Annotated in this window: 7 protein-coding genes; 6 read left to right on the forward strand and 1 reads right to left on the reverse strand. The window is 73.4% G+C overall.

What is annotated here, in order from left to right:
- Positions 1–2 precede the first annotated feature (2 nt).
- From E4198_RS03715 to meaB, 6 genes are all read left to right on the forward strand, one after another.
- The gene (locus E4198_RS03715) at positions 3–10,307 is read left to right on the forward strand and encodes a non-ribosomal peptide synthetase (RefSeq protein ID WP_168711361.1); all 10,305 of its coding nucleotides are present in this window, start codon (positions 3–5) and stop codon (positions 10,305–10,307) included.
- 80 nt (positions 10,308–10,387) lie between these two features.
- Entirely contained in the window at positions 10,388–10,801 is a 414-nt protein-coding gene (locus tag E4198_RS03720; protein ID WP_136181880.1) for a nuclear transport factor 2 family protein, read from the forward strand.
- A gap of 119 nt (positions 10,802–10,920) precedes the next feature.
- Positions 10,921–12,003, forward strand: a complete 1,083-nt coding sequence (locus E4198_RS03725) for a branched-chain amino acid aminotransferase (RefSeq protein ID WP_136181881.1) — start codon at positions 10,921–10,923, stop codon at positions 12,001–12,003.
- A 193-nt stretch (positions 12,004–12,196) separates the two neighbouring features.
- On the forward strand, positions 12,197–14,008 hold the full coding sequence (locus E4198_RS03730) for a methylmalonyl-CoA mutase family protein (protein WP_136181882.1): 1,812 nt from the start codon (positions 12,197–12,199) through the stop codon (positions 14,006–14,008).
- On the forward strand, positions 14,005–16,179 hold the full coding sequence (gene scpA / locus E4198_RS03735) for a methylmalonyl-CoA mutase (RefSeq protein WP_136181883.1): 2,175 nt from the start codon (positions 14,005–14,007) through the stop codon (positions 16,177–16,179). The genes E4198_RS03730 and scpA overlap by 4 nt, the downstream gene beginning before the upstream one ends.
- A 5-nt stretch (positions 16,180–16,184) precedes the next feature.
- Positions 16,185–17,198, forward strand: a complete 1,014-nt coding sequence (meaB, locus tag E4198_RS03740; RefSeq protein WP_136181884.1) for a methylmalonyl Co-A mutase-associated GTPase MeaB — start codon at positions 16,185–16,187, stop codon at positions 17,196–17,198.
- Between the two features lie 47 nt (positions 17,199–17,245).
- On the opposite strand, the gene E4198_RS03745 is transcribed toward meaB, so the two are convergent.
- The gene (locus E4198_RS03745; RefSeq protein ID WP_136181885.1) at positions 17,246–18,790 is read right to left on the reverse strand and encodes an AbgT family transporter; all 1,545 of its coding nucleotides are present in this window, start codon (positions 18,788–18,790) and stop codon (positions 17,246–17,248) included.
- Positions 18,791–18,794: the final 4 nt, after the last annotated feature.

The following is an 18,794-nucleotide window of genomic DNA, read 5'->3' on the forward strand; positions in this document are numbered from 1 at the left end:
CCATGATCCCGTTGTCGTACGCGCAGCAGCGGCTGTGGTTCTTCAGCCGCTCCGACGACAGTCCCGCCTACAACGTGCCGTTCGCCCTGCGGCTCACCGGGCCGCTGGACCACGCGGCTCTGGCTGCGGCGCTGCACGATGTGCTCACCCGCCACGAGGCGCTGCGGACCGTCTTCCCCGCCCCCGACGGCGAACCCCACCAGCACATCCTCGACCCGGGCGACCTCCCCTCCGGCCTCCCGACGGTCCGTACGGAGGCCGGTGAGCTGCGACAGGCCCTCTCCAATGCGGCGCAGGAAGTGTTCGACCTCGCGACGGAGGTGCCCTTCCGCGCCCGGCTGTTCGAGGTGCGGCCCGGGGAGGAGCACGTGCTGCTGCTGGTGATGCACCACATCGTCAGCGACGGCGGCTCCCTGCAGCCGCTGCTCAGGGACCTGGGCGCCGCCTACACAGCGCGCACCCGCGGCCACGCACCCGACTGGGACGAACTCCCCGTCCAGTACGCCGACTACACCCTGTGGCAGCAGGAGATGCTGGGAGACGCGGACGACCCGCAGAGCGTGCTCGCCGCCCAGCTCGACCACTGGCACGCGGCGCTCGCCGACCTGCCCGAGGAGGTGACCCTCCCGGGCGACCGCCGTCGGCCGGGGGTGCCCAGCCACCGTGGCGACACCGTGCCGCTGCACCTCGGTGCGGACGTGCACGCCCGTGTGGTGGAGCTCGCCCGGGAGACCGGCACCACCGTCTTCATGGTCCTCCACGCCGCACTCGGCTCACTTCTCACCCGCCTCGGCGCCGGCACCGACATCCCCCTCGGCACCCCCGTCTCGGGGCGCGACGACGAGGCGCTGGAAGACCTGGTGGGCTTCTTCGTCAACACCGTGGTCCTGCGCACCGACACCTCCGGCGACCCCTCCTTCCGCACCCTCCTCGACCGCGTGCGGGCCACCGACCTGGCCGCGTACGCCCACCAGGACGTCCCCTTCGACCGTCTTGTCGAGGACGTCAACCCGGCCCGGGCCGCCGGGCGCAACCCGCTCTTCCAGGTGATGCTGGTGCTCACCTCCGGCTCCGGCGACGGCGAGGAGATCTCCGCCTTCCCCGGACTCAACGCGGCGGTGGAACCGATCGGCACCGGCACGGCGAAGTTCGACCTGACCTTCGGCGTCGCGGAGCGGCACGCGGCGGACGGTTCCCCGGCGGGCCTGGACTGGGGGATCGGCTACGCCACCGACCTCTTCGACGCAGCCACCGTGACCGTGCTCGCCCAGCGGCTCCGTCACGTGCTGGAGAGCATGCTGACCGATCCCGACCGCCGGCTGTCGGAGGTGGACCCGACCACCGCGCAGGAGTCCGCGTCCCTGGAGGAATGGGGCGGTGCGACCGCTCCGGTGGTGCGGCCGGGGACGGTGTGCGGGCGGTTCGCCGAACAGGTGGCCCGGACTCCGGACGCGGTGGCCCTCGTCGACCGGGGCAGGCGGCTGCGGTTCGCTGAACTTCAGGACAAGTCCCACCGGTTCGGCCACCTGCTCCGCGCGCGGGACGTCGGCGACGGCGACATCGTCGCGCTGCACCTCCCGCGCTCCGCGGACCTGGTGACGTGCCTCCTGGGCACCCTGGCGTCCGGCGCCGCCTACACCCTGCTCGACCCGGACTTCCCCGACGCACGGCTGGCCGAGGTGGTGGAGGCGACCCGGCCCGCCCTGATCGTGACGGCGGACGAGGAGCCGTCCTGGCTGGGCGGTTCCACCGCGGACGTGCTGCGCCTCCCCGACCTGTGGGCGGAGGGCGCGACGCTTCCGGCGACGCCGCCGCGCGCCGGCCTCTCCCCCGACGCTCCGGCGTGCGTCATGTTCACCTCGGGGTCGACCGGCACGCCCAAGGGCGTGGTGGCCCCCCACCGGGCGCTCACCGGCAGCCTGTGCGACCAGGACTACGCCCCGTTCGGGCCCGGCGAGGTGTGGCTGCAGTGCGCCCCGGTCTCCTGGGACGCCTTCGCCACCGAACTCCTCGGCCCGCTGATGGGCGGTGCCACGTGTGTGCTGCAGCCGGGCCAGCGCCCGGACCCGCTGCTGATCGCGCAGCTCGCCGAGGAGCACGGCGCGACCGTGCTCAAGGCATCCGCCGGCCTGTTCAACCTCCTGGTCGACGAGCACCCGGAGATGCTGCCCCGGCTGCGCGCCGCCTTCACCGGCGGTGAGGCCGCCTCGGTGGCGCATGTGGCGCGGCTGCTCCAGGACTTCGGCCACATACGGGTGGGCAACGGCTACGGTCCCGCCGAGAGCATGGGATTCTCCACCGTCCACACGGCGACCGCCCGGGACGTCGCCTCCGGCAGCGTTCCGGTCGGCCGTCCCGTGCGGGGCAAGCGGGCCCAGGTGCTGGACGGGGCCCTCCGCCGTGTGCCGCCGGGTGTCCCCGGCGAGCTCCACCTCTCCGGGACCGGCCTCGCGCTCGGTTACCTCGGTGGGCCGGCGGCGACGGCGGAGCGGTTCGTCGCCGACCCGTACGGCCCTCCCGGCAGCCGGATGTACCGGACCGGGGATCTGGTGCGTTGGCGCCGGGACGGCGTGCTCGAATACCTCGGCCGGACCGACGACCAGGTCAAGATCCGCGGCTTCCGCGTCGAGCCGGCAGAGGTCCAGGCCGCGCTGACTTCGCATCCCGGTGTCCGGCAGGCGGTGGTACGCGTGCGCGAGGACCGTCCCGGCGACCCGCGCCTGGTCGCCTACGTCGTGCCGCACGGCGGGCATCTTCCGCCTGACCTCGCCGGGCACACGGCCGAACGGCTGCCCGCCCACCTGGTCCCCGCCGCGTACGTCGCACTCGAGAAGCTGCCCCTCACCGCGAACGGCAAGCTGGACCACCGTGCGCTCCCGGCGCCCGACTACGCGGCGGCCCGCACCGGGCGGGCGCCGCGGACGGCGAACGAGGAGATCTTCTGCGGCCTCTTCGCGGAGGCTCTGGGCCTGGACGCGGTCGGGGCGGAGGACGACTTCTTCGCCCTCGGCGGGCACTCGCTGCTCGCGATGCGGCTGCTGAGCCGGGCCCGGGCCGCGCTGGGCGTCGAGTTGGCCGTCGGCGACCTGTTCCGGATGCCGACTCCCGCGGCGCTGGCCGCGGGTGCCCGGACCGCCGGGCCCGCCCGGCCGCCGCTGCGCGCGAGGGAGCGAGGCGGCACACTGCCGCTGTCGTACGCGCAGCAGCGGCTGTGGTTCCTCACCGACTCCGAGGACGGCGGCACCACGTACAACTCGCCGTACGCCCTGCGGCTGCGGGGGCGCCTGGACGCCGACGGTCTGGCCGCGGCTCTCGCGGACCTGACCGCCCGTCACGAGGTGCTGCGCACCGTCTTCCCGCAGACGGACGGGGTGCCGCGCCAGGAGGTCCTGCCGCCCGGCGCGTGCCCGCTCCCCGTGGAGGAGTGTTCCCGCGAGCGCCTGGCGGCCAGGCTTCACGAGGCCGCCGGCCGGGTGTTCGACCTGGCGTCCGAGCCCCCCTTCACGGCCCGGCTGTTCCGTTCGGCACCGGACGACCACGTCCTGCTGCTGGTGCTGCACCACATCGCCAGCGACGGCTGGTCGCGCGAGGTGCTGCTCCGCGACCTGGGCACCGCCTACACCGCCCGCAGCAACGGCCGGTCACCCGACTGGGACGAACTCCCCGTCCAGTACGCCGACTACACCCTCTGGCAGCGAGAACTCCTCGGCGACCCCGACGACCCCGACAGCCTTCTCGCCACCCAGCTCGACCACTGGCGCCACGCCCTCACCGGCCTGCCCGAGCAGATCGACCTGCCGGCCGCCGGAGGCGGGGCGGAGCCGCGGGGCCGGCGGGGGTCGGTGGTGAACGCCGAGATGTCCCCCGCCACCCACGCCCGCGTGGTGGAACTGGCGCGGGAGACCGGCACCACCGTCTTCATGGTCCTCCACGCCGCACTCGCCGCCACCCTCACCCGCCTCGGCGCCGGCACCGACATCCCCCTCGGCACCCCCGTCGCCGGACGCACCGACCAAGCCCTCGACCACCTCATCGGCTTCTTCGTCAACACCCTCGTCCTCCGCACCGACACCAGCGGCAACCCCGCCTTCCGCACCCTCCTGCACCGCGTACGCGACACCGACCTGGCCGCCTACGCCCACCAGGACCTCCCCTTCGAAACCCTCGTCGAAGACCTCAACCCGGCCCGCGCCGCCGGACGCAACCCGCTCTTCCAGACCATGCTCGTCCTCCAGAACGAGCAGGCGACCGACACTCCGGGGGCGCAGCTGGCAGAGCTGACGGCCTCCTGGGAGCCGGTGGGCACCGGCGAGGTCAAGTTCGACCTCACCTTCGCCTTCACCGACCGCCGTGCGGCGGACGGCGCGCCCGCCGGCCTCGCCCTCGGGCTGGAGTACGCCGGCGGCCTGTTCGACCGCGCGGACGCCGCCGCCCTGGCGGCCCGGACTGCCCGGCTGTTGGCGGCCGCGACCGCGGACCCGGAACAGCCCCTCGGCGGGATCGACGTCATGGACGCGGAGGAACGCCACCGGACCCTGCATGCCTGGAACGCCACCGACGCCCCGCGGGAGAAGAACCGCACGGTCCCGCAGTGGATCGCGGAACGCGCCGCGCACACGCCCACGGCCGTCGCCGTGACCGACGGCACGACGACTGTCGACTACGCGGAGCTGAACAGCCGCGCCGACCGCCTGGCGCATCTGCTCCTGGGAATCGGCGTCGGAAGGGGCAGCGTCGTCGGGGTGTGCCTGGAGCGTTCCGCGGACATGGTCGTGACCCTGCTGGCCACGCTGAAGGCGGGCGCCGCCTACGTGCCGCTGGACCCGCGACACCCCGCCGACCGACTGGCGTTCGTCCTGGCCGACACGGCCGCCTCGCTGGTGGTGTCGTGCCGCGAGCTCGCGCAGACGTTCGCGGGGACGTTCCCGGAGACGGCGAGCGGTGCCCCCGGGCCCCGTCTCCTGCTCCTCGACGAGGAGGAGGCGCGTCTGCGGGTGCAGCCCCACACCCCCGTGGCGACCGAGGTCAGCGGCGACGACGCGGCCTACGTCATCTACACCTCCGGTTCGACGGGCCGCCCGAAGGGCGTGGTGGTGGAGCACCGGGCTCTCGCGGACCTCGTCGCATGGCACAACGACCGCTACGCCGTCACCCCGGAGGACCGGGCGGGACAGACGGCGGCGCCGGGGTTCGACGCGGCGGTCTGGGAGGTGTGGCCCTACCTGTGCGCCGGCGCCTCCGTCCATCTTCCCGCCGAGGACGTGCTGGACGATCCCGCGGCTCTCGCGGCCTGGACGGCCGACACCGCGCTGACTCTGTGTTTCCTCTCGACGCCCCGCCTGGAGACCGTGCTGGACGATCCTGCACTGGCGTCCGGCCGGCTGCGGGCCGTGCTCACCGGCGGGGACGCCCTGCGACGGCGGCCCGCGACCGGACTCCCGTTCCGGGTCGTGAACCACTATGGGCCGACGGAGTGCACGGTCGTCGCCACCGCAGGCGACGTCGCCGCGCGGGGGGCGGCGGACTCCCCCGACATCGGACGTCCCGTGGACAACACCCGCGCCTACGTCCTGGACGAGCGGCTCGGCCCCGTCCCGCCCGGGGTGGTCGGCGAGCTGTACCTGGCCGGCACCGGCCTGGCCCGCGGCTACCTCGGCCGGCCGGGACTGACCGCCGGGCGTTTCGTCGCCTGCCCGTTCGGCGCCCCGGGTGCACGCATGTACCGCACCGGCGATCTGGTGCGGTGGGGCCGTGACGGCACGCTGCACTTCGCGGGCCGCGCCGACCACCAGGTCAAGATCCGCGGTGTCCGGATCGAACTCGGGGAGATCGAGGCCGCGCTCGCCTCCCGCCCCGAGGTCTCCCAGGCGGCGGTCGTCGTGCGCGAGGACCGGCCCGGAGACCGGAGGCTGGTCGGCTACGTGGTCGCCCCGGAAGCCTCCACCCGGACGCTGCGCGACCACCTGCGGGACACGCTTCCCGCCGTGATGGTCCCGGCGGACCTGGTGCAGCTCGACGCGTTCCCGCTGACAGCCAACGGCAAGCTGGACCGTGCGGCCCTCCCCCGCCCGCTCCGCAGCACCGGAACGCGGCGGGCACCGCGGACACCGCGCGAGCAGATCCTGTGCGACCTGTTCGCCGAACTGCTCGACGTTCCCGACGGGGTGGGTCCGGACGACGACTTCTTCGCGCTGGGCGGCCACTCGCTGCTGGCCGGCCGGCTGATCGCCCGGGCGGGGGCCACGCTCGGTGCCGGCCTGACGGTCCGTGACCTGTTCCGGGCGCCGACCCCGGCGTCCCTGGCCGGCCTGGCCCTGGACGCCGCTCCGGCGCGGCCGCCGTTGCGGCCCGGCACACGCCCGTCCCGGCTGCCGTTGTCCCCGGCGCAGCGCCGCCTGTGGTTCCTCAACCGGCTGGACGGCGGGACCGCGGCCTACGCGGTGCCGGCGGCCTTCCGGCTGCGGGGGGCCCTGGACCGGCGTGCGCTCGAACAGGCGCTGGGTGACGTGGTGTCCCGGCACGAGGCGTTGCGCACCGTCTTCCCCGAGGAGGCGGGGGAACCGCAGCAGGTCGTGGTGGCGGCGGATGCCGCCCGCCCGTCCCTGGGCACGTCCGCGGTGGCGGGGAGCGGCTGGCGGGAGGTGGTCGACGCACTCGTCGCACGCCCCTTCGACGTCACGTGCGACCTGCCGTTCCGGGCCGCGCTGGTGGAACGTGCCCCCGAGGACCACGTGCTGGTGATGGTGATGCACCACATCGTCAGCGACGGCTGGTCGTTCGGGCCGCTGCTCCGCGACCTGTCCGGTGCGTACGCCGCGCGGGCGGCCGGGCGGGAGCCGCAGGGGCGCCCGCTGCCGGTGCAGTACGCCGACTACGCCCTGTGGCAGCGGGAGGTGCTGGGCTCCGAGGACGATCCCGGGAGCGTGTGTGCCGGACAGCTCGACCACTGGCGCAGCGCGCTCGCGGGTCTGCCGGACGAACTGGCGCTGCCCACGGACCGGCCGCGTCCGGCCGTGGCGGACCACGGCGCGGGACTGGTGTCGGCCGAGTGGGACGCCGCGCTGCACCGCTCCGTGGCAGAGCTCGCCCGCGCCCACGGGGTGACGCTGTTCATGGTCGCCCACGCGGCGCTCGCCGCGCTGCTGACTCGGCTCGGGGCGGGCACCGACGTGCCCGTGGGCACACCGGTGGCGGGCCGGACCGACCCGGCCCTGGACGACCTGGTCGGGTTCTTCGTCAACACCCTGGTGCTGCGCGCCGACACGGACGGGAACCCCCGCTTCCGGGAGCTGCTGGAGCGGGTGCGGGAGACCGACCTCACCGCCTTCAGCCACCAGGACCTGCCGTTCGAGCGGCTGGTGGAGGAGCTCAACCCCGCGCGGTCACTCGCCCGGCATCCGCTGGTGCAGGTGCTGCTGGTGCTGCAGAACACGGGATCCGCGCCGCTCGACCTGCCCGGCGTGCGGGTGGAGGACGTGCCGGTCTCCGGCAACGGCACGTCCTTCGACCTCACGGTCGGCCTGCGCGAACGCCACACCGCCGACGGCGCACCGGCAGGTATCGAGGCGGGCGTCGGCTACCGGACCGATCTCTTCGACCACGCCACCGCGGCGGGCATCGCGGAGCGGCTGCGACGGCTGCTGGCCGCCTTCGCGGCCGACCCGGACCTGCGGCTGCACGACGTGGACCTGTTGGGCAAGGACGAGGCCCGCGCCCTGCACGACTCGAACGCCACGGCGCGCGAGGTCGCCGGCACCACGCTCCCGGCCCTGTTCGCCGCGCAGGTGCAGCGCACTCCGGACGCCGTCGCGGTCGTCTTCGAGGACGAGACGCTGACCTACCGGGAGCTGGACGCCCGCGCGGACGATCTCGCCCGCCGGCTGCGCCGCCGCGGCGCCGGGCCGGAGGGGTGCGTCGCGGTCGCCCTGCCGCGGTCCCTGGACCTCGTCGTGGCGCTGTACGCCGTGCACAAGGCCGGGGCCGCCTACCTGCCCGTCGATCCGGACTACCCCCGCGACCGGGTGGCGGCCATGCTGGCGGACGCGGCCCCCGTCGTGCACCTGACGCCGGGGACGCTGCGGGAGCTGCGCGACGAGGCGCCGTCTTCCTCCGCCCTGTCGGCCGTGACGCCGCGTCACCCGGCGTACGTCATCTACACCTCGGGGTCCACCGGGCGGCCCAAGGGGGTGACCGTCCCGCACGAGGCCATCGTCAACCGGCTGTGCTGGATGCAGCACGCCTACGGGCTGACGGCCGGTGAAGCGGTGCTGCAGAAGACGCCGTCCAGCTTCGACGTGTCGGTGTGGGAGTTCTTCTGGCCGCTGTCCGTCGGCGCGACCCTGGTGGTGGCCCGGCCGGGCGGCCACCGGGAGCCGGAGTACCTCGCCCGGCTGGTGCGGAGCCGTGGGATCACGACGCTGCACTTCGTGCCGTCGATGCTGGAGGCGTTCCTCGCCGAGCCGGGGGCGGCACGCTGCCCGTCGCTGCGGCGGGTCGTGTGCAGCGGGGAGGCGCTGCCGACCGCCCTGGCGGAGCGCTGTGCCCGCGTGCTGGGGCCGTCGGTGGAGATCCACAACCTGTACGGGCCCACCGAGGCGGCGGTAGACGTCACCGCGCACCGCTTCACGTGCGCCGACACCGAGCGCGGCACTCCCACCGTCCCCATCGGCACGCCGGTGTGGAACACCCGCGTGCACGTGCTCGACCGGTGGCTGCGGCCGGTGCCGCCCGGGGTTCCCGGTGAGCTGTACCTGGCCGGGACGCAGCTCGCCCGCGGCTACCTCGGGCAGCCGGCGCTCACCGCCGGACGGTTCGTGGCGGACCCGCACGGTCCGGCCGGGGAACGGATGTACCGCACCGGGGATCTGGTGCGCCGCCACCGGGACGGGGTGCTGGAGTTCCTAGGGCGCACCGACGACCAGGTGAAGCTGCGCGGCTTCCGCATCGAGCCCGGCGAGGTGGCCCAGGCGCTCACCGGCCATCCCGGCGTCCACCGCGCCGCCGTCGTGCTGCGGGAGGACCGGCCTGGCGACCTGCGGCTCGTCGCCTACGTCGTGGGCGGCGAGGACGCGGCGGAGGTGCGCCGGTACGCAGCCGCCACGCTGCCCGCCCACATGGTGCCCGCCGCGGTGGTCCCGGTCCCCGAGATCCCCGTGTCGCCGAGCGGGAAGCTGGACCGTGCGGCGCTCCCCGCACCGCGGTGGGCGACCGACGGGGCGAAGACGCCGCCGCGGGACGCCCGGGAACGGCGGTTGTGCGCGCTGTACTCCGGCCTGCTGGGCATCGAGGTGAGCGGCGTCGACGACGACTTCTTCGCCCTGGGCGGCCACTCGCTGCTCGCCGCCCGGCTGCTGCACGCGGTGCGGGAGGAGTTCGGCGTCGACCCGGGCCTGGGGACGCTCTTCGAGGCCCCGACCGTCGCGGAACTGGCGGCCCGGATCGGCCGGTTGCTGGACGACGGCGGGAAACCCGCGGACGGGACGCGCGCGGCGGAAGGGCTGGACGTGCTGCTGCCGCTGCGTGGCAGGACGGCGCCGGAGCAGGCACCGCTGTTCTGCGTGCACCCCGCCGCGGGCATCGGCTGGGTCTACTCGACCCTGCTCCGCCACCTCGACGGCAGCCGGCCGGTGTACGCCCTGCAGGCCAGGGGGCTGACGGACGACACGGGCCCGGCGACCCGGCTGGCGGAGATGGTGGAGGACTACGCCGCCCGCATCCGCGAGGTGCAGCCGCACGGGCCGTACCACCTGCTCGGCTGGTCCTTCGGAGGACTGGTGGCCCACGCGCTGGCGACCCGGCTGCAGGGCGAGGGCGAACCCGTCGACCTGCTGGCGGTACTGGACGGCTACCCCGGAACGGGGACGCAGCCCTCCGCAGCGCCCGCGGCCGGCTCCGCGGAGTCCCTGACCGCTCTGCTCGCCTCGCTCGGGCACCGGCCGCCGGACCACGGCCGGACCACACTCCGAGACGTGGCCGAGCGACTGGCCGGCGTGGGCCCGCTGGCCGGGCTGGGCCCCTCCGGCGTGGAACGGCTGAGTGAGGTGTTCGCCAACAACCGGCGGCTTCTAGGCGAGTTCGCCCCGGAACGGTTCGACGGCCCCATGGACCTGTTCGTCGCCACGGAGGACAAGACCGCGGACAGTCCCGCTCCGCAGCTCTGGCTGCCGCACGTCGGGGGGCGCCTGGGCGTCCACCGGGTGCCGTGCCGGCACGGCGAACTGGCCCTCCCCGGCCCGGCGGCCCGCATCGGCGAGGTTCTCGCCTCCCGGCTGCAGGTCCCGGCAGGTGCCGTCGGCCGCCCCGGCTGACCGCGCCCGTGCCCGTACGGCCCGCCCCCGCTCTTCACCACCCACGACCCACCGAACACCACACCGAGAAGGAGCCCGACATGACCGTCGTTCACCCCGCACAGCCCGCCGAGGCCCGCGCCACCGGCACCGAGAGCGCCGAGTCCTCCGAGAGCACCGTGCGTCGCTACTACGACCTGGTCGACAGCGGCGACGTCGCCGGCCTCGTCTCCCTGTTCACGCCGGACGCCACCTACCACCGGCCCGGCTACCGGCCGATGGTGGGCCACGAGGCGATGACCAGCTTCTACTCCGGGGAGCGCGTCATCAAGGAGGGCCGGCACACCCTGGACACGGTCGTGGAGCACGGTGCCCGGATCGCCGTGCACGGCGAATTCAACGGCGTGCTCCGGGACGAGAGCACGGTGAGCCTGCGCTTCGCCGACTTCTTCCAGGTAGCGGGGGACGGCCGGTTCAGCCGCCGCGACACCTTCTTCTTCGCCCCCCTGGTCTGAGCGGGGCCTCCCCCGTCGCGGGCCTCCCCGCAGGCGCCACGCCTCCCGCACCGCACCACCCGCACCACCCGCACTGTCACACATCGACACGAACCATCACGAACGGAAAGGACCTCCGCATGACCCTCACCGCCCCTGAAGGCTCCGTCGCTCCGCCCGTCGCACAGCAGCCCGCCCGTCGCCCGGGCCACGGCGACGCGTTCACCGCGCACATGGTCGCCACCGACTGGACCGCGTCCCGGGGCTGGGCCACTCCCGAACTGCAGCCCCTGGAGAACCTCAGTCTGCACCCCGGGACGCTCGGCCTGCACTACGCGCAGGTGGTCTTCGAAGGGCTCAAGGCGCACCGCCGGGTGGACGGCGGCATGTCCGTCTTCCGCCCCTGGGACCACGCCCGCCGGTTCCGGCGTTCGGCGCGCCGGCTGGCGATGCCGGAACTGCCGGAGGAGCTGTTCGTCTCGTCGATCGAGCAGCTGGTCGCGACGGACGAGGGGATGCTGTCCGACGACCCGTCGCACAGCATCTACCTGCGGCCGCTGATGTTCGGTGCCGACGCCAACCTGATGCTGCGGCCCTCGGAGCAGTACCGGTACCTGCTCATGGCGTTCGTCGCCGGCGGCTTCTTCGGCCAGGACGTCGAGACCGTCTCGGTCTGGGTCAGTCACGAGCACAGCCGCGCCATCCCCGGCGGCACCGGGAACGTCAAGTGCGCCGGCAACTACGCCGGCTCGTTCGTGGCCCAGCGCGCCGCCCAGGAGGCCGGCTGCCAGCAGGTGGTGTGGCTGGACCCGGTGGAGCGCCGCTGGGTGGAGGAGATGGGCGGCATGAACATGTTCTTCGTCCGGGGCAGCGGCCCCGGCGCGGAGATCGTCACGCCGGAGCTGAGCGGTTCGCTGCTGCCCGGCGTCACCCGCGACACGCTGCTGGCGCTCGCCGAGCGGGCCGGCTACACGGCCAGGGAGGAACGCATCAGCCTGGACCAGTGGCGTGACGAGTGCGCCCGCGGCGTCATCACGGAGGTCTTCGCCTCGGGCACGGCGGCCGTGGTGACGCCGGTCGGCGAGGTGCGCGACGAGGGCGGCGACTGGGTCATCGGCGACGGCAGGCCGGGGCCGGTCACCCTGCAGCTGCGGCAGCAGCTGGTCGACCTCCACCACGGCACCCTAGCGGACCCCGACGGCTGGCTGCACCGCATCTCCTGACGTCACCGGGTGCCCGGGTGCCCGGGTGCCGGTGCGGGGCATGTCACCCGTCACCGGCACCCGGGGGAGACCGGTGGAACCGGCGCGCCTCTCACATCCCGGCCCTCCCCGGGGCACACGGACCGGGCTGAGAGAAGAAGGTCACAGCTTGGTCCTCTGCAGTTCCCTAGTCGATCTGTCTTAGCATCCGACCATGACGGCCCCGCCTGACGACCGGCTCGAGCTGGCTTCCGAGTTCCCCGACGTGACCCATGAGCAGTGGCAGCGCCTAGTGGCGGGCGTACTGCGGAAGACGGGCAAGGACATCGAGGGGGCCGAGGCCGAGAAAGCGCTGTCCACCGCGGTGGAGGACGGCATCGCCACTCTGCCGCTGTACACCGCCGCCGACCCCGCTCCCGACCCGGGACTGCCGGGGTTCGCGCCGTTCGTCCGCGGCGGCCGGGCCGAGGGGAACACCGTCGGCGGCTGGGGCGTACGGCAGCGACACGCGGGAGCCGACAGGTCCGCGGTGCTCGCGGACCTGGAGAACGGCGTCACCTCGCTGTGGCTCTCGGTGGGCGAGGACAGCATCCCGGTCGACGCACTCGCCCGGGTCCTCGACGGCGTCTACCTCGACCTGGCACCCGTCGTCCTGGACGCGGGCGCCGCTTTCGAGCCCGCCGCGCGGGAGCTGCTGCGCCTGTGCACCGAACGGGGCGTGGCCGAGGACGCGGTCCGGGGCAACCTCGGGGGTGACCCGCTGGGCCACCAGGCCCGCACCGGACAGGAGACCGGCTTCGCGGCGGTGACCTCCCTCGCCCGGCAGTGCACCGAGCAGTACCCGCACCTGCGGGCCCTGACGGTTGACGCGATGCCGTACCACGAGGCCGGCGGGTCGGCCGCCCAGGAACTGGGCTGCGCGCTCGCCACCGGGGTGGCCTCCCTACGGGAGCTGACCGCTGCCGGGCTCAGCGCGGCCGAGGCGTGCGCGCAGCTGGAGTTCCGCTTCGCGGCGACCGCCGACCAGTTCCTGACCATCGCCAAGCTGCGGGCTGCGCGCCGCCTGTGGGCGAGGGTGGCGGAGGTCTGCGGGGTGCCGGAGGCGGGTGCGCAGGTGCAGCACGCGGTGACGTCGCCGGTGATGATGACGCGCCGGGACCCGTGGGTGAACATGCTGCGGACGACGGTCGCGGCGCTTGCCGCCGGAGCGGGCGGCGCCGACTCCGTGACCGTGCTGCCCTTCGACCACGCGCTGGGTCTGCCGGACGCGTTCGCGCGCCGCATCGCCCGCAACACCTCGACGATCCTCATCGAGGAGTCGCACCTCGCCCGGGTGACCGACCCGGCCGGCGGCTCCTGGTACGTGGAACACCTCACGGACGAACTCGCCCGCAAGGGCTGGGAGTTCTTCCGGACGATCGAGCGGGCGGGCGGGCAGGCCGCAGCCCTGCGGTCGGGCCGGCTGGCAGAGGAGCTGTCGGACACCTGGCAGGCCCGGAGCGGCCGGCTCGCCCGGCGTCGCGAGCCCGTCACCGGTGTCAGCGAGTTCCCCCACCTCGACGAGAAGCCCCTCGTACGCGACCCCGCGCCCGGACGGCCCGCCGGTGGTCTGCCGCGCGTGCGCCGCGACGACGCGTACGAGGCCCTGCGGGCCCGGTCCGACGCCCACCTGGCCGCTGCCGGCCGCCGGCCGCGCGTCTTCCTGGCGACGATCGGCCCGGCCGCCGCGCACACGGCGCGCGCCTCCTTCGCCTCCAATCTCTTCCAGGCCGGCGGCATCGAGCCCGTCACACAGGGAACGTTTCGGGAGAGCGGCACCACCGAGGTCTGCCTCTGCTCCAGCGACGAGCTGTACGAGGAGCACGCGCAGGCCGTGGCCGAGGAGCTGCGGGCCGCCGGTGCCTCGCACGTGTTCCTCGCCGGGCGCCCCGGGCCGTACCCGGGCGTCGACACCTACGTGCACGCCGGATGCGACGCCGTCGCCGTGCTCTCCGCCGTCCTCGACCGCAGGGAAGAGTCCCGATGAGCATCCCCGACTTCTCCGAGATCGACCTGGGCTCCCCGACCGCTCACGGCGGCCCGGACGCGTGGCGTACGGCCGTCAAGCAGGCCACCGGCGCGGACGATCCGCTGTGGGAGACGCCCGAGGGCATCCCGGTCAAGTCCCTGTACACGGCCGATGACCTGGAAGGGCTGGACTTCCTCGGCACCTACCCCGGCGCCGCCCCGTACCTGCGCGGCCCGTACCCGACGATGTACGTCAACCAGCCGTGGACCATCCGCCAGTACGCGGGCTTCTCCACGGCCGAGGAGTCCAACTCCTTCTACCGCCGCAACCTGGCGGCCGGGCAGAAGGGCCTGTCGGTCGCCTTCGACCTGCCCACGCACCGCGGTTACGACAGCGACCACCCGCGCGTCACCGGGGACGTCGGCATGGCGGGCGTGGCGATCGACTCGATCTACGACATGCGTCAGCTCTTCGACGGCATCCCGCTGGACAGGATGACCGTCTCGATGACGATGAACGGCGCCGTGCTGCCGGTGCTGGCGCTGTACATCGTGGCGGCCGAGGAACAGGGTGTGCCGGCCGAGAAGCTGGCGGGGACCATCCAGAACGACATCCTCAAGGAGTTCATGGTCCGCAACACCTACATCTACCCGCCGAAGCCGTCGATGCGGATCATCTCCGACATCTTCGCCTTCACCTCCCAGCGGATGCCGCGGTACAACTCCATCTCCATCTCCGGCTACCACATTCAGGAGGCCGGGGCGACGGCCGACCTGGAGCTGGCCTACACCCTCGCCGACGGCGTGGAGTACATCCGCACCGGGATGGCGGCGGGGCTGGACGTGGACGCCTTCGCCCCGCGGCTCTCCTTCTTCTGGGCCATCGGCATGAACTTCTTCATGGAGGTCGCGAAGCTGCGCGCCGCGCGCCTGCTGTGGGCGAAGCTGGTCCGGCAGTTCGACCCGAAGAACGCCAAGTCGCTCTCGCTGCGCACCCATTCGCAGACCTCCGGGTGGTCGCTGACCGCGCAGGACGTGTACAATAACGTCACCCGTACCTGCGTCGAGGCGATGGCCGCCACCCAGGGGCACACGCAGTCGCTGCACACCAACGCCCTCGACGAGGCGCTGGCCCTGCCCACCGACTTCTCCGCGCGGATCGCCCGCAACACGCAGCTGCTCATCCAGCAGGAGTCCGGCACGACCCGGGTCATCGACCCGTGGGGCGGCAGCGCCTACGTGGAGAAGCTGACCCACGACCTGGCGCGCCGGGCCTGGCAGCACATCCAGGAGGTCGAGGAGGCCGGCGGGATGGCACAGGCGATCGACGCCGGCATCCCCAAGCTGCGCATCGAGGAGGCGGCCGCCCGCACCCAGGCCCGGATCGACTCCGGGCGCCAGCCGGTGATCGGGGTCAACAAGTACCGCGTCGACAGCGACGAGCAGATCGACGTCCTCAAGGTGGACAACTCCTCGGTCCGCGCCCAGCAGGTCGAGAAGCTGCGGCGGCTGCGCGCGGAGCGCGACGAGACCGCCTGCCGGGACGCGCTCGACGCGCTCACCCGGGCCGCCAGCGGTGAGGGCAACCTGCTGGAGCTGGCCGTGAACGCGGCCCGCGCGAAGGCCACCGTCGGCGAGATCTCGGACGCCCTGGAGAAGGTGTACGGGCGGCACGCGAGCCAGATCCGTACCATCTCGGGGGTGTACCGCAACGAAGCCGGCGAGTCCCCGTCCGTGGAGCGCACCCGTGGTCTGGTGGCCACGTTCGAGGAGGCAGAGGGCCGGCGTCCGCGCATCCTGGTCGCCAAGATGGGCCAGGACGGCCACGACCGCGGCCAGAAGGTGATCGCCACCGCCTTCGCCGACCTCGGCTTCGACGTGGACGTCGGCCCGCTGTTCCAGACCCCCGCCGAAGTCGCCCGGCAGGCCGTGGAGGCGGACGTGCACGTCGTCGGTGTCTCGTCCCTGGCGGCGGGGCACCTCACCCTCGTCCCGGCGCTCAAGGAGCAGCTGGCCGAGGAGGGGCGCGAGGACATCATGATCGTGGTCGGCGGCGTGATCCCGCCGCAGGACGTGGAGACCCTGCGGGAGATGGGGGCGGCCGCAGTGTTCCCGCCGGGCACGGTGATCCCGGACGCGGCGTACGACCTGGTGGAGCAGTTGGCGGCCGGCCTCGGACACGACCGCTGAAGCCCATGGCCATCGACCTCGACACGTACGTCAAGGGCGTCCTCGCGGGGAAGCGGGCCGTCGTCGCGCGCGCCATCACGCTCGTGGAGTCCACGCGCCCGCAGCACCGCGCGCTCGCGCAGGAGCTGCTGACCGAACTCCTGCCGCACAGCGGCCGGGCGCGTCGGATCGGCGTCAGCGGCGTACCGGGCGTGGGCAAGTCGACGTTCATCGACGCGTTCGGCACGATGCTCACCTCGCTCGGGCACCGGGTGGCGGTCCTGGCGGTCGACCCCTCGTCCAGCCGCACGGGGGGCTCCATCCTCGGCGACAAGACCCGCATGGAACGGCTCGCCGTCGACCCGGCGGCCTTCGTCCGCCCCTCCCCCACCGCCGGCACGCTCGGCGGGGTGGCCAGGGCGAGCCGCGAGTCGCTCGTGGTGATGGAGGCAGCCGGCTACGACGTGGTGCTGGTGGAGACGGTCGGGGTCGGCCAGTCGGAGACCGCGGTCGCGAACATGGTCGACTCGTTCCTGCTGCTCACACTGGCCCGTACCGGCGACCAGCTGCAGGGCATCAAGAAGGGCGTCCTGGAACTCGCCGACGTCATCGCCGTCAACAAGGCGGACGGCCCGCACGAACGCGAAGCCCGCGCCGCCGGGCGCGAACTGGCGGGCGCACTGCGGCTGATGCACGGCAAGGACGCGTTCTGGACGCCGCCCGTGCTCAGTTGCAGCGCCCGGGAGTCGACCGGCCTGGACACCGTCTGGGAACGCCTGGAGGAGCACCGGTCCCGGCTGGAGGCGTCCGGCCGCCTTGCGGGGAAGCGCCGCGACCAGCAGGTCGACTGGACCTGGGCGATGGTCCGCGACGAACTCCTCGGCCGCCTCCATGCCGACCCCGAGGTCCGGCGCCTCTCCCCCGCCCTGGAACAGCAGGTCAGGGACGGCGACCTGACGGCGACCCGGGCGGCCGAGCACATCCTCGACGCGTTCCGCGCGGCCCCGTCGCAGGGCGCCGCCGACGACGGCCGGAGCTGACCCCGGCCGGGGCTCCGGTTTGCGGCCGGAGCCCCGGGAGCCGCGGGTCAGGACAGGTGGAGCGCCTCGCCGGGACCGATGGGTATGCCGAGGAGCAGCCAGGCCACGAACAGCAGCATCCAGCCGACGTAGAACGCCACGGTGTACGGCAGGACCAGCGCGAAGAGGGTTCCCAGGCCCGCCCGCCTGTCGTACTGCTGGATGAAGCCGAGCATGATCGCGACGTACGGGCTCAGCGGGACGATGCAGTTCGTCGACGAGTCGGCTATGCGGTAGGCGAGCTGCACGTAGGCCGGGTTGACGTCCTGCAGCATGAACATCGGTACGAAGATGGGCGCTTCGATGGCCCACAGCCCGGAACCGCTCGCGATGAGAAGGCTCAGCACGAGGGTGATCAGGCTGAAGCCGACGAGCCCGCCCACACCCGAGACGTCCAGGCTCTCCATCAGCTCGGCGCCGTTGACGGCGACCCACAGGCCGAGCCGGCTCCACTCGAAGTAGGCGATGGCCTGCGCTGCGGCGAAGATCAGGACGAGGAAGCCGCCGAGGTTCTTCGCGGCCTCCGCCATGTACCTGGGCACGTCGCCGCTGCTGCGCAGCGCGTTGACGGTGACACCGTAGGCCACCGCCCCCACCACGAACAGCAGGAAGAGCAGCGGGACGATGCCGTCCAGGAGCGGCGACTCGACCAGCGAGCCGCCCTCGCCCCGCAGCGGCGAGGAGGAGGGAATCACGCACGCGACGACGAAGAGCAGGTAGGCACCGATCGCCAGCAGGGCGTTGCGCAGGCCCCGGCGCTGCTCGGGAGTCACCTGGGACCGTTCCAGGGCTGCGGCGTCGTCCTCCTCGTCCTCGCCCCGGTAGGTGCCCAGACGGGGTTCCACGATCTTCTCGGTGACGAACACGCCGATGAGGGTGAGGACCACGACCGAGGCGACCATGAAGTACCAGTTCGCGACCGGGGACACCTCGGCCCCGGAGTCCACGATGCCGGCGGCCTCGGTGGAGAGCCCGGACAGCAGAACGTCGGTGCCGGCGACGAAGAAGTTCGCCGAGAATCCGGCGCCGGCCGCGGTGAACCCGGCGGCAAGCCCCGCCAGCGGATGCCGGCCCACGGCGCGGAAGACGAGCGCCGCCAGCGGCGGGATGACGATGAAGGCCGCGTCGGACGCGAGGTTTCCGCAAATGCCGGTGAGGACGACGGCGGCCGTCACCAGGCGGGGCGGCGCGGCCAGGATCACCCGTTTGACGGCCGACTCGATCAGTCCGACCTGCTGGGCGAGGCCGATGCCGAGCATCATGACCACCACCAGGCCCAGCGGCGGGAACTGCACGAAGTTGTCGAGCGCCGACGTCAGCATGTAGACGAGGCCGTCACCCGTGAGCAGGCTGCGGACAGGCTCGGTCTCGCCGCTCTCCGGGTTCTCCACGGTGACGTCGAACAGGCTCGTCACACCGGAGGCGACGATGACGAGGAGGGCGAGATAGACGAACAGGATGAACGGGTGGGGGAGTTTGTTGCCGACCCGTTCGATGCCGCCGAGCATCCTGCTGGAGACATCGTTGGCGCGACTTCTCAAGGTGAGCGGCATGGGA

Origin of the sequence: Streptomyces sp. RKND-216 (assembly GCF_004795255.1) — a bacterium.
In the GTDB taxonomy this organism is placed as follows: domain Bacteria; phylum Actinomycetota; class Actinomycetes; order Streptomycetales; family Streptomycetaceae; genus Streptomyces; species Streptomyces hazeniae.

Coding starts and splice junctions, on each gene's coding strand:
- E4198_RS03715 (WP_168711361.1), top strand. CDS start 3: ATGATCCCGTTGTCGTACGCGCAGCAGCGGCTGTGGTTCTTCAGCCGC.
- E4198_RS03720 (WP_136181880.1), top strand. CDS start 10,388: ATGACCGTCGTTCACCCCGCACAGCCCGCCGAGGCCCGCGCCACCGGC.
- E4198_RS03725 (WP_136181881.1), top strand. CDS start 10,921: ATGACCCTCACCGCCCCTGAAGGCTCCGTCGCTCCGCCCGTCGCACAG.
- E4198_RS03730 (WP_136181882.1), top strand. CDS start 12,197: ATGACGGCCCCGCCTGACGACCGGCTCGAGCTGGCTTCCGAGTTCCCC.
- scpA (WP_136181883.1), top strand. CDS start 14,005: ATGAGCATCCCCGACTTCTCCGAGATCGACCTGGGCTCCCCGACCGCT.
- meaB (WP_136181884.1), top strand. CDS start 16,185: ATGGCCATCGACCTCGACACGTACGTCAAGGGCGTCCTCGCGGGGAAG.
- E4198_RS03745 (WP_136181885.1), bottom strand. CDS start 18,790: ATGCCGCTCACCTTGAGAAGTCGCGCCAACGATGTCTCCAGCAGGATG.